The 11,486-nt window shown below is 65.9% G+C and carries 11 protein-coding genes; 6 read left to right on the top strand and 5 right to left on the bottom strand.

Going from position 1 to position 11,486, the window contains the following annotated elements; translation table 11 throughout:
• Positions 1-48: 48 nt before the first annotated feature.
• Positions 49-1,059, top strand: a complete 1,011-nt coding sequence (locus CH256_RS19645) for a LacI family DNA-binding transcriptional regulator (RefSeq protein ID WP_068055803.1) — start codon at positions 49-51, stop codon at positions 1,057-1,059.
• Between the two features lie 14 nt (positions 1,060-1,073).
• On the opposite strand, the gene CH256_RS19640 is transcribed toward CH256_RS19645, so the two are convergent.
• Positions 1,074-2,711, bottom strand: a complete 1,638-nt coding sequence (locus CH256_RS19640) for a PucR family transcriptional regulator (protein WP_256989489.1) — start codon at positions 2,709-2,711, stop codon at positions 1,074-1,076.
• Positions 2,712-2,810: 99 nt separating this feature from the next.
• On the opposite strand from CH256_RS19640, the gene pruA reads away from it, so the two are divergent.
• From pruA to CH256_RS19625, 3 genes are all read left to right on the top strand, one after another.
• A complete protein-coding gene (pruA, locus tag CH256_RS19635) occupies positions 2,811-4,460 on the top strand; it encodes an L-glutamate gamma-semialdehyde dehydrogenase (RefSeq protein ID WP_094670386.1) in 1,650 nt (549 codons plus the stop codon).
• A complete protein-coding gene (locus tag CH256_RS19630) occupies positions 4,457-5,401 on the top strand; it encodes a proline dehydrogenase family protein (RefSeq protein WP_094670385.1) in 945 nt (314 codons plus the stop codon). The genes pruA and CH256_RS19630 overlap by 4 nt, the downstream gene beginning before the upstream one ends.
• A 196-nt stretch (positions 5,402-5,597) precedes the next feature.
• Positions 5,598-5,786, top strand: coding sequence for a hypothetical protein (locus CH256_RS19625; RefSeq protein WP_068055788.1), 189 nt, complete (start codon positions 5,598-5,600; stop codon positions 5,784-5,786).
• A gap of 177 nt (positions 5,787-5,963) precedes the next feature.
• Here CH256_RS19625 and CH256_RS19620 read toward each other — a convergent pair whose 3' ends face one another.
• Positions 5,964-6,302 carry an STAS domain-containing protein gene (locus tag CH256_RS19620; protein WP_231893846.1) on the bottom strand — a complete coding sequence of 113 codons (339 nt, stop codon included), beginning with the start codon at positions 6,300-6,302 and terminating at the stop codon, positions 5,964-5,966.
• 279 nt (positions 6,303-6,581) lie between these two features.
• Entirely contained in the window at positions 6,582-7,061 is a 480-nt protein-coding gene (locus CH256_RS19615) for a MarR family winged helix-turn-helix transcriptional regulator (protein WP_068055782.1), read from the bottom strand.
• Between the two features lie 207 nt (positions 7,062-7,268).
• Here CH256_RS19615 and CH256_RS19610 point away from each other — a divergent pair, with 207 nt between their 5' ends.
• Both CH256_RS19610 and CH256_RS19605 read left to right on the top strand, forming a co-directional pair.
• Entirely contained in the window at positions 7,269-9,269 is a 2,001-nt protein-coding gene (locus CH256_RS19610; RefSeq protein ID WP_068283275.1) for an MMPL family transporter, read from the top strand.
• Positions 9,266-9,895 carry a lipocalin family protein gene (locus CH256_RS19605; RefSeq protein ID WP_094639259.1) on the top strand — a complete coding sequence of 210 codons (630 nt, stop codon included), beginning with the start codon at positions 9,266-9,268 and terminating at the stop codon, positions 9,893-9,895. The genes CH256_RS19610 and CH256_RS19605 overlap by 4 nt, the downstream gene beginning before the upstream one ends.
• Positions 9,896-9,985: 90 nt before the next feature.
• Here the strand turns inward: CH256_RS19605 and CH256_RS19600 are convergent, their stop codons facing one another.
• Together CH256_RS19600 and CH256_RS19595 are read right to left on the bottom strand one after the other, a co-directional pair.
• Positions 9,986-10,570, bottom strand: a complete 585-nt coding sequence (locus tag CH256_RS19600; RefSeq protein WP_094670395.1) for an FKBP-type peptidyl-prolyl cis-trans isomerase — start codon at positions 10,568-10,570, stop codon at positions 9,986-9,988.
• 59 nt (positions 10,571-10,629) lie between these two features.
• Entirely contained in the window at positions 10,630-11,484 is an 855-nt protein-coding gene (locus tag CH256_RS19595) for an SDR family oxidoreductase (RefSeq protein ID WP_094670383.1), read from the bottom strand.
• Between the last annotated feature and the right edge of the window lie 2 nt (positions 11,485-11,486).

The raw sequence follows: 11,486 nt of genomic DNA, 5'->3' as shown, positions 1-11,486 counted from the left end.
GCCCGGGCATGCTGTGATTGTCTTCGATCACGAAGGGAGGCTCGGAAGATGACACCCACTCGCGGACCCGCCATGACCGATGTCGCCCGTCTCGCCGGCGTGTCCCATCAGACCGTCTCCCGCGTCATCAACGGTCATCCCAACGTGACCGAAGCGACGAGAACCAAAGTGCATCAGGCGATCTCGGAACTCGGCTATCGACCGAACACTGCTGCCCGCGCTCTGGTCACCGGCCGCAGCAAGACCATCGGAATCGTCGGGACCGGAAACGCTCTCTACGGTCCGGTGTCGACGCTGTACAGCGTCGAGTACGCAGCCCGTCACGCCGGCTACTCCGTGGTGGTCGGCGTCCCCACCTCGTTCGACGAGGCAGCCATCATCACCTGTGTGCGCCGGTTGCAGAAGCAGGGTGTCGACGGCGTCGTCGTCATCGCGCCTCTGCGAACCGACGGCGGCGACATCGCCGATCTGGCCGGGGAACTCCCACTCGTCGCCGTGGAGGGTTCGCCTGCCGGTGATCTGGCCGTCGTCTCGGTGGACCAGATCGCCGGAGCCAGGGCCGCAACCAGTCACCTGCTCTCGCTCGGACACAGCGCCGTGTGGCACGTTGCCGGACCGCTGGGCTGGTACGAGGCCGGCGACCGCGTCACCGGATGGCGGATGGCCCACGAGGAAGCAGGCATCGAACCGCCGCCCACCCTCAGCGGCGATTGGACTGCGAAATCAGGGTTCCGGGCCGGCAGCGAACTGGCCGTCGACGCCGACGTCACCGCAGTGTTCGCAGGCAACGACTCCATGGCACTCGGGGTGCTCCGCGCGCTGAACGTCCACGGAAAGCGAGTACCGCAGGACGTCAGCGTCGTCGGCTTCGACGATGTCCCCGACGCCGAATTCTTCTCACCGCCCCTGACCACCATTCGCCAGGAATTCACCGACGTCGGTGTACGAAGCGTCGAAATTCTGCTCGATCAGATCGACACCGGAAACCGAAGCACCAGGCGTTCGAGCATCGAACCGACCCTGGTGATCCGATCCAGCACCGGCACCCCACGTGCATGAAAACTCGTAGCCTGCTACGAGTTTTCGCTCACTTGGGTCGTTCCGCGGGCTCCACTCCTGCTCACGTGCGGCGGAGCCGCTCCAATGCGCAGTTGGATCTCGACGAGTAGACGTGCGTCGGAATCGGTGAGATCGAGGTCCAGGATCTGCTCGACGCGGCGAATGCGGTAGCGCAGGGTGTTCGGGTGAATGTGCAATCGCTCGGCGGCAGCCCGAACGTCGCCGAAGCACGCCAGGTACGTCTCGAGACTCTCGCGCATTCTGGAGTCATTGGTGGCGTCGTATCGGTCGAGGGCGGCGAGGCGCGGGTCTCGCAGCTGTTCGTGATTGGTGATCAGTTCCAGGATTTCGCCCAGCAACACCGAGGTTCTCGACTCCTCCAGCGTCGTGACCCGCACCTCGCCGGTGGTGCCGTCGAGAACTCGGTCGACCTCGAACCTGGCCACGGCCACGCCCTCGAGATCGGCGATCGGGGCTGCGACCGCAGCGCGCAACGCCATCGAGGTACGCGTCTCGATCCGTCCGACGGCGTCGGCGGTCCACGCCGCAATCCCCGTGCCCGACGCCACCCCGGGAAACAGCGCGTAGATTCTCTCACCGATGGTGGTGACCAATGAGTCTCGTCGAAAAGCGCTGGCGTGCAGTCGAACAGATGGTGCCAGGGCGCTGATCTCGAAGTCTCCGCAGGCCGCGAATCCGACGACCGCCGCGGAACCCGAGGTGGGTATCGACAGCGCAGACGCCAGCGACGGGATATCGACACCGCCGCCCCTTGCCCCGAGCAGGCGCTGAATCTGCAGGGCCTCGTTGGTCGGGGCGTTAGCGATGCGGGTGATCAGTCGGGCCGCGACAGCGGAGGCACCGCGCAGTACCGCGTCGGCGTCCGAGGCGAGCGGGAGGGAACCCTGCTGCACCCAGATCGTCCCGAGAGTCGTCGGGCTGCCGGTCATGCGACGAATCCCGACTGCGAGGCGTCGACGAATCTCCAGTTCGGTATCGGCCGGCACGTCGATCACGTCGTCGGTGCGGCGGAGTCGATCGAACACGCCACGCTCGTGCAGCCTGCGCAGATAGTCGGCCGGTCCTTCGCGTCCGAGAATCGACAGGGTTCGCAGTTCGTCGGCCGCGTCGTCGGATGCCGAGTAGGCCAACACGTGTGAGCGCTCGTCCTCGATGCTCACCATGCCCTTCGTCAGCGACGCCACCGTCTGCGCGAGTTCGTAGAGGTCGGTGTCGGCTCCGAACATTCCGTCGTCGGGGCTCTGGGCCCGGGCCTGATCGAGAACTCCGCGCATCATCGACAGCAACAGCTCCCACCGTGTCTGCTGGTGCACTGCGACCAATGCGATACCGGTCTCCCTGGCACCGTGGGACAGCGCGGTCGAGGCGGCGACTTTGGTCAGCACCGCGAGTGGTCGGTCTGCGACCGGACGCAACGCGAGATCGTCGAACCACCGGATCACATCGGCCTCGGTCACGCCCACCAGCAGCGTCAGATCGGAGGATGCTCCCGGAGGTAGCCGCAGGTCGTCGGCATCGAGCAGCGCGACGGACTCGACGGCCATGTCCGTTCCGGCGGGCGCGAGGACGAGTTCGACGACGGCGCTGTGCAGCGAGGTCAGCATCGAACGCAGCGACACCGTATTGGCCATGCGGACAAGTAGAACATGAATTCTTTGGCCGATGAGCTGATTGAACGCGGTGCGGATCGGACTTCAATGAGCAGCACACACCGAAGCCGAGGAGCAGCCATGGACGCCGTCACATCCGTCCCCACCCCCGCCAACGAGCCGGTCAACACCTACGCCCCGGGTAGCCCGGAACGCACCCGCTTGCGCAGCCGCCTGACCGAACTGCGTTCCTCCCCCGTCGAGATCCATCAGGTCATCGGCGGAGTTCACCGAAAGGCCGACGGCCCACGCGAGAACGTCGTCGAACCGCACAAGCACTCGTCGATCATCGGCAGTTTCGCCGGTGCCGGCCACCAGGATGTGCGCGACGCCATCGACGCCGCCACGGCAGCCGCGCCGATGTGGCGCGATCTTCCCTTCGACGAGCGCGCCGCGGTGTTCCTGCGGGCCGCCGATCTGCTGTCCGGCCCGTGGCGCGAAAGAATCGCTGCTGCAACGATGCTCGGTCAGTCCAAGTCGGCCTACCAGGCGGAGATCGACGCACCCTGCGAGCTCATCGACTTCTGGCGGTTCAACGTCACGTTCGCCCGGCAGATTCTCGCCGAGCAGCCGATATCGGCACCGGGAGTGTGGAATCGCGTCGAATACCGTCCGCTCGAGGGCTTCGTCTACGCCATCACTCCGTTCAACTTCACCGCCATCGCAGGTAACCTCCCCACCGCGCCCGCGTTGATGGGCAACACCGTGCTGTGGAAGCCCTCGCCCACCCAGGCCGTGGCCGCATATCTGACGCTGCAGTTGCTCGAAGCCGCAGGGTTGCCACCAGGGGTGATCAACCTCGTTCTCGGCGACGGGCCGATGGTGTCCGAAGTCGCCCTTGCCGATCCACGGCTGGCCGGCATCCACTTCACCGGATCCACCGCGACATTCCAGACGCTGTGGCGTCAGGTGGGCAACAACATCTCGAACTACCACTCGTACCCCCGGCTCGTCGGCGAGACCGGCGGCAAGGACTTCATCGTCGCGCACAGCTCCGCCGATCCGGATGTGTTGACCACCGCCATGATTCGCGGTGCGTTCGACTTCCAGGGACAGAAGTGCTCGGCGGCGTCCCGGGCCTTCGTACCGAAATCGCTGTGGGCGTCGATGGGCGATTCGTTCGTCGAGCAGGTCTCGGCGCTGAAGTACGGTGACGTGACCGATCTGTCCAACTACGGTGGTGCCGTCATCGACCGAAAGGCGTTCGACCGCAACGCAGCTGCCCTCGACCGAGCGAAGTCCGTCCCCGGCCTGACCATTGCTGCAGGCGGAACCTGTGACGACTCGGAGGGCTACTTCGTCTCCCCCACGGTTCTTCTCGGCGACGATCCCACCGACGAGGCCTTCACCACCGAGTACTTCGGCCCCATCCTCGCCGTGCACGTCTACGACGACAGCAAGCCCGACGCCTACGCCGAGACCCTGCGCGCCGTGGACAGTGGCTCGAAGTACGCATTGACCGGAGCGGTCATCGCCACCGATCGCACCGCCGTCGAACACGCCCATGCGGCACTGCGATTCGCCGCCGGGAACTTCTACGTCAACGACAAACCGACCGGCGCAGTGGTGGGACAGCAACCGTTCGGCGGAGCCCGTGCATCGGGCACCAACGACAAGGCCGGCTCACCGCAGAACCTGCTGCGGTGGACCTCGGCCCGCACCGTGAAGGAAACGTTCGTTCCGCCCACCACCCACGGCTACCCACACCAGGAAGGCGAGGGAACGCGATGACCACTCTGCTGAGCAATCCGCTGCGGCCGGCGCTGCTGGCGGCGGCGCGTTCACCGAAACTGCAGGCGACGGTGACGCGGCTGCGCGCCACCCGATCACTCGTCGACCGATTCGTCGCGGGTGAATCCGAGCCCGCGGCCGTCGGCGCGGTCGATACCCTGCTGGCGTCGGGCCGGTTCGTCTCGGTGGACTACCTCGGTGAGGACACCACCGACCGAGTCCAGGCGAAAGCAACCGTGGACGCGTATCTGTCACTGATACAACGCTTTTCGACGCGAAGAGCCGATGCGACAGCGCTGGAGATCTCACTCAAGCTGTCCGCGCTCGGCCAGGGAATCGACCGAACCCTGGCGCTGGAGAACGCACGGACGATCTGCACTGCTGCGACGGCGGCCGGCGTGTGGGTGACGGTCGATGCCGAGGACCACACGACCACCGATTCGACCCTGTCGATCGTCCGCGAACTGCGCGTGGACTTTCCGGATCTGGGTACGGTGCTGCAGGCGTATCTGCGACGCACCGAGGCCGACTGCCGGGACCTGTCCGGACCGAGATCTCGGATCCGCCTGTGCAAGGGTGCGTACAACGAACCGTCGTCGGTGGCGTTTCAGAGTGCACGCGAGGTGTCCGACTCGTACCTGAGGTGCCTGCAGGTTTTGATGAACGGTCGCGGCTACCCGATGGTGGCCTCACACGATCCGGAGATGATCGACGCGGCGGAGCAGTTCGCGGCGTCCGCGGGCAGGTCGTCCGAGGAGTTCGAGTTCCAGATGCTGTACGGCATCCGCGATCCCGAGCAGCGCCGACTCGTCGATGCCGGGCGGCATGTTCGCGTGTATGTGCCCTACGGGTCGCAGTGGTACGGCTACTTCATGCGCAGACTGGCCGAGCGTCCGGCGAACCTGATGTTCTTCGCGCGATCGGTGCTCTCGCGTACATAGCGGGTGCACTCGACAACTCGCTCACCGCACAAGCGCGCGCGTTTGCCGGCTGCGCGCAGAATTGCGAGGTTTCCGAGGCGATTTCGCGCGCATTCGACGAATGCGCGCGCATTTGTCCACCACCGAAGTCGGCCGCCCTCTCGCCTCGGCGTTCCAGCGTGGATTAGGTCGTGCGACATCGGGGCATCCCGACGTCATGGCAAATTACAGAGTTATCGATCCGCAGGGAACCGTCGTCGAGACCAAGGACATCTCCAGTTCGGAGGACGCACACGCCTGGTTCAAGGACAGCAAGTCGGACAACGAGGAATTGGGATGGCGACTCGAGGTCGAGCACGACGGCGAGTGGGCCTTCTTCAGCGCCTCGGAGGGAACCGAGGACTAGTTCTCCTGGCCTGCAACAACTTCGGACGACCCTGCACACCGGCTACGCCGTACTGCAGGGTCGTTCGTTCGTTCGGGGACAGACAACTCGGGGGACCGACGACTCGAGAACGACGAACAGTGGGCAGCCCCGTACTGGAGCTGCCCACCTCTTGTCGCGGCGATGATCGCCGGAGTATTACCGGTCGTTCGATGGACGAGCCGTCGGAATCGTGGACTCGAGGTCGGCGACCTGGATCAGACGTGAGACCGAGCGTCCTGCGACGATCGACCATGATGCGCCGATGCCGGCCGTGTAGTCACGGACTGCATCGAAAACTGTGAGACCTGCGATGCCGAAGAATTCGACATTGGACAGATCGAGGGTGACATGCCTTTTGCTGGACACGCGGCTGCAGACGAAATCGGAGAACATCGGCGCGCTGCGCATGTCGATGTCGCCGTGGACGGCGACGACGAGTGAGCCGTCGGGGCCGTCGTGCGCGGTGAAGATTGCTCCGGTTGCTGCGACGGACACGGACTTCTCCGCGACAGTCACCGGGGTGATTCGAACTTTGTTGCCTGAAGATTCAACACTCATGGCAGATCCCATCGATCGGTCGAACTGAGGGGGAAACCGATTGACGCAGCGGGAGCAGAATTTTAGCCTGACCCGGACGCCGACTTCGCTGCGTTTCCCCGTGACCGGCTGTTAGCTCAACCGTGGCCAACCCTACGGCACTGGCACGCTCGGAGTCCAGCATCGGCCCGAACAGGCCACCCACCAGCGGTTCGAACATCGCGCCGGTCGCGGCCCCTACGCGCGACGGCTGTTTCCCAGGTCCGCGTGATGTTCTCGCATAGCGCCGATCAGCGCTTCGAACACCCGATGCGCGGCGGCGAGATCGCCATCGGGGAGATCCGCCAATGCGGCGCTCGTCCGCTTACCGAGGGGGCCGAAGAACCCGCGAGCGACCTCCATCCCGTGCTCGTCGTACCGCAGAATGACCTTGCGTCGATCGGACGCGTCGGATTCGCGGCGGATGTGCCCGGAGGTGATCATGCGCTCGACGAGGTAGGTCATCGCCGCCGAGGACAGACCGAGCATCGTGCCCAGTTCCCCCGCCGTCAGCGGCGCACCCTCGACATCGGCGACCATGACGTGCAACAGAGCCCGAAAGTCATTGGGCCGCAGGCTGTGTAGAGCGCCGAACACTTGGCCGATCTGTTCGGAGACCGACGACAGCGCTCGTAGATCCGCGGAAATCGCGGATTCGAGGTGGTTTCGGTCGGCCATGTCGGTGGCAACTCCTTCGCTGCGGTCACCGTCAGACTACTGCCCGCAAGAGATTCAGTTGCTTAATATCTAAGTAAATGAGATTGTTTCTTCGTGGACAGCACTCGAACCGAGAACAAGACCGTCTGGGACCGCGTCGCGGTCGCGGCCACCGGGCGTAGATCCGGGGCGCTGGCGGCAGCGATCTTCATCCTCGCCGTGGCCGTGATGGGGTTGGTCGGCAGCAACGATTCCGCCGACCAGTCGCCGAATTCGTTGCCGACGTCGGCCGAGTCCTACCAGGTCGACGAGCTTCTCGCCGAATTCCCGGATTCCGACTCCGCACCGGTGATCCTGGTTCTGAGCCGGGCCGACGGCGGCGACCTGACAGCCGCCGACATCGAGGGCGCAGCTGCCGCACAGAGCAGGCTGCTCGCCGTCGATCGCTCGGTGCCGGACGAGCCCGGCCCGCCCCCGATCGTCGCACCCGACGGCAAAGCTGCGATCGCGCTGGTCCAGGTCGATTCCGAGTTGTCGGGCTTCACGCTCAACGAACTGATCACCGAGCTGCGATCCGCGGCCGGCGACGGCCTCTCTCCCGATCTGATCGCCCAGGTCACCGGCGGACCCGCTTTCGGTGCCGACATAGCGAACTCGTTCTCCGGAGCCAACTTCACGCTTCTGGCCGTCACCGCGCTCGTGGTGGCCGTCCTCCTCATCGTCACCTACCGATCACCCATCCTGTGGTTGGTGCCGTTGGCCGTCATCGGTTTCGCCGACCGATTCGCCACCACCGTCGGTACCGCGCTGGCCCAGGCCACCGGGCTCTCCTTCGACGGTTCGACCTCGGGAATCACCAGTGTGCTGGTGTTCGGCGCAGGCACGAACTACGCACTGCTGCTCATCTCTCGATACCGCGAGGAACTGCGTCGCGAGTCCGATCATCGCCTCGCCCTGCACCGCGCCGTTCGCCAGGCCGGGCCCGCCATCCTCGCCAGCAACGCAACCGTCGTACTGGCCCTGCTGACCTTGCTCCTCGCGATGCTGCCGAGCACCCGCAGCCTCGGGGCGCTGGCCGCGGCCGGTCTCGTCGTCGCAGCAGTGTTCGTCCTGTTCGTACTGCCGCCTCTACTGAAACTGTGCGGCCCGAAGCTGTTCTGGCCCTTCGTTCCCAAGGAGTCGGACCGTGACACCACCACGGAGGGCGTCTGGCATTCGATCGCCGCGGGAGTTGCCCGACGCCCCGTGGCCACCGCCTCGATCACGATCGTCGCACTGCTGGCCTGCTGCGCCGCACTGTTCGGGACTCAGATCGGACTCTCGCAAACCGAGCAGTTCCGTGTCACCGCCGAGTCCGTCGAAGGCTTCGACACCCTCTCCCAGCACTTCCCGGCCGGATCGGCCGATCCGATGACGGTCCTCGCTCCCACCGCCGACATCGATGCAGTCATCAGCACCGCCGAGGGCATCGACGGAGTCGTCTCGGTCGATCGCGTCGCAGATTCCGACACCGGACTCACCCGCCTGTCGGTCGTCACCGACGCGGCCCCCGCATCCGACGAGTCGTTCGCCGTCGTCGAGGACCTCCGCGCCGCACTCACCGGCGTGGACCGCGCACTGGTAGGCGGCAGCGATGCCAAGGCACTCGACACCACCGACGCAGCGGCCCGCGATCGCCTCGTGGTCATTCCCGCTATTCTCGCGGTCGTGCTCGCCGTGCTCCTTGTTCTGTTGCGCGCCCTGGTTGCGCCCCTGATCCTGGTCGCGACAACGGTATTGAGCGCAGTGGCCGCGATCGGGATCGGCAGCTGGGTGAGCCTGCACGTCTTCGGATTCCCCGCCCTCGACGACAACACTCCGCTGTTCGCGTTCCTGTTCCTGGTCGCGCTCGGCGTGGACTACACCATCTTCCTCGTCACTCGTACCCGGGAGGAGACGCCCCAGCACGGCACCAGATCTGCCATCGTGCGGGCGGTTTCGGCCACCGGAGGTGTCATCACGAGCGCGGGAATCGTTCTCGCAGCCGTGTTCTGCGTGCTCGGCGTCCTACCGCTGATCACCCTGACCCAACTCGGAATCATCGTCGGACTCGGTATTCTGCTCGATACCTTCGTGGTACGCACCGTCGTGATTCCCGCCCTGTTCACCCTCATCGGCCCGGGGATCTGGTGGCCGAACAGGATCGACTCGAACAAGAACACATCCGCAACCCAAGGAGCGAACACATGAAGATCCGCAACGCATTCGGCCGCACCGCACTCGTCGGTGCCATGGCCGCAGGCGCACTGCTGACCGCGGCTCCGGCGCAGGCGCAGCCGGTCGGCCCGCTGGGATCGGTCGGACTCGAGCCGCTGGCTCCGATCCCGTCACTCGATGTCGAGCGCTACCTGGGCACCTGGAACCAGGTCGCCGCGGTGCCGCAGCCCTTCAACCTGATCTGCGCCCGCGACACCCAGGCGAACTACCAGATGATCGACGACGCCAACATCCGCGTCGAGAACACCTGCACCACCTGGACGGGCCAGGAAAACCGCATCGTCGGCAACGCACGAGTCAACGACACCGTCACCAATGCCCAACTGCACGTGAGCTTCCCGGGCGTTCCCACGCAGGAGAGCCAGGAAGGACCGACCAACTACATCGTCGCCTACATCGCCGACGACTACTCGTGGGCGTTCGTCGGAAGCCCCACCCGCACGTCCGGATTCGTGCTCAAGCGCACGCCCGACGTCAGCGTCGAGCAGTTCCGCGAGATCCGCGGCGTCGTCGAATCGCTGGGTTACGACTCGAACTTCATCACCACGACACCCACCCCGGGCGGCGCGACGACCATTCAGCAGCTCTCGACGGTGTAATGCCTGCGGCAGTGGTGCGGCTCCGTTTCCGGGTCGTTTCGCGGGCTCCACTCCCGCGTGCCCCAGGGGCACTCGACCGCACAACTGCGGCTACGCCGCGCTGAGGATCGAGATCGCGAAGATCAAGCTGTCGCCCGGCTCGATTCCGGCCGCCGGATTGCCGCTCGCGTATCCGTCGGCCGAGGTGACCGCAACGGCGACGGTCGAGCCGACGGTCTGTCCGGCGATGGCCTTCTGGAAGCCTGCGACAACTCCGTCGAGCGGGAATTCGACCGGCGCGCCCCGCTCGAAGCTGCTGTCGAACGTTTCCCCGGTGCGTCCGTTGACGCCCATGTAGCAGACGGACACCTCTGCGTCGGCTGCGACGACCGGTCCGTCCCCCGCCATCAGCGTTTCGACCTGTGTCTCGCCGACGGCGAACGGTGCGTCGACGGTGACCGCGGGCGCCGCCGTGTCGGTGGATCCGACGACGGCCATGCTGCCGGAGTCCCCGTCCAGCGTCCATTCCGGAATGGCTGCCGCGTCGGGTGCCGCCGTGGGGCAGGTGCTCGAGGCGGCCGAGGCACCGGCGTCCGACGACGCGGAGGACGTGGAGGGTGCCGGGGACGAGGTGTCCTCGTCCGAGCTGCATGCGCCCGTCAGCAGGACGAGCGAGACGGAGGCGGCCAGGAACATGGTGCGGGTGTAGGTGTTCTTCACCGCGCCCACGCTACAAGTACCGCCCCCGATGTCCGTCACACTGCGGCGCGGAGTACTTCTGCGACCGGGGTGGACGCTCGACCGATCAGGGCCTGCAGGTCTCCGGAATCGGTGTCGAGCTCGCCGCGGGCAATCCCGGCATCCGCGCTGGCCAGCATGGTTGCCACGAAGTCGGGCAGTCCTGCGCCCTGGAGAATCGCGGCGTACTCGGACTCGGAGACGTCCTTGTAGGCGATCGGCTTGCCGGAGAGTTCGCCGATGACGGCCGCGAGCTCGGCGTAGGTGAGGCGTTCGTCGCCGCCGAGCTCGTAGATCTTTCCGCCTTGATCGTCGAGTGTCAGCACGGCAGCGGCCGCGGCGGCGAAGTCGACGCGAGACGCGGCGGCGAGCTTGCCGTTGCCTGCCGCGCCGAGGAGCACTCCGCTCTCGACGGTCTGGGCGAGCGAACCGAGGTAGTTCTCCCAGTACCAGCCGTTCCGCAGGAATACCTCGGGGATGCCGGACGCGGCGAGGCGCTCCTCGGTCGCCTTGTGCTCGGGCGCGAGGCTCACTCCCGAAGTATCGGCGGCGAGCAGGCTGGTGTAGGCGATCAGGCCCACTCCGGCGGCCTCCGCTGCCTCGATCACGTTGGTGTGCTGCGCAATTCGCTGACCCACCTCCGAGCCCGAGACGAGCAGAAGCTTGTCGACGCCGGCGAGAGCCGCCGTCATCGCGGCGGAATCGGAGTAATTGGCGACCCGAACCACGACGCCGCGTTCGGCCAGCGGAGAGGCCTTGTCCGCGTTTCGGACGACCGCCACGATGTCGGCGGGTGCGACACCACGCTCGATGAGTGCGTCGACGACGAGTCCGCCGAGATTGCCCGTTGCTCCTGTTACCGCTGTGGTCATGA

This window comes from Rhodococcus sp. 05-2254-6, from assembly GCF_002258565.1.
In the GTDB taxonomy this organism is placed as follows: domain Bacteria; phylum Actinomycetota; class Actinomycetes; order Mycobacteriales; family Mycobacteriaceae; genus Rhodococcoides.
This window is presented reverse-complemented; position numbering and strand designations above follow the sequence as displayed.

Excerpts from the sequence above, each read along its gene's own strand:
- CH256_RS19645 (WP_068055803.1), top strand. The coding sequence starts at position 49 with ATGACACCCACTCGCGGACCCGCCATGACCGATGTCGCCCGTCTCGCC.
- CH256_RS19640 (WP_256989489.1), bottom strand. The coding sequence starts at position 2,711 with ATGGCCAATACGGTGTCGCTGCGTTCGATGCTGACCTCGCTGCACAGC.
- pruA (WP_094670386.1), top strand. The coding sequence starts at position 2,811 with ATGGACGCCGTCACATCCGTCCCCACCCCCGCCAACGAGCCGGTCAAC.
- CH256_RS19630 (WP_094670385.1), top strand. The coding sequence starts at position 4,457 with ATGACCACTCTGCTGAGCAATCCGCTGCGGCCGGCGCTGCTGGCGGCG.
- CH256_RS19625 (WP_068055788.1), top strand. The coding sequence starts at position 5,598 with ATGGCAAATTACAGAGTTATCGATCCGCAGGGAACCGTCGTCGAGACC.
- CH256_RS19615 (WP_068055782.1), bottom strand. The coding sequence starts at position 7,061 with ATGGCCGACCGAAACCACCTCGAATCCGCGATTTCCGCGGATCTACGA.
- CH256_RS19610 (WP_068283275.1), top strand. The coding sequence starts at position 7,269 with ATGGGGTTGGTCGGCAGCAACGATTCCGCCGACCAGTCGCCGAATTCG.
- CH256_RS19605 (WP_094639259.1), top strand. The coding sequence starts at position 9,266 with ATGAAGATCCGCAACGCATTCGGCCGCACCGCACTCGTCGGTGCCATG.
- CH256_RS19600 (WP_094670395.1), bottom strand. The coding sequence starts at position 10,570 with ATGTTCCTGGCCGCCTCCGTCTCGCTCGTCCTGCTGACGGGCGCATGC.
- CH256_RS19595 (WP_094670383.1), bottom strand. The coding sequence starts at position 11,484 with ATGACCACAGCGGTAACAGGAGCAACGGGCAATCTCGGCGGACTCGTC.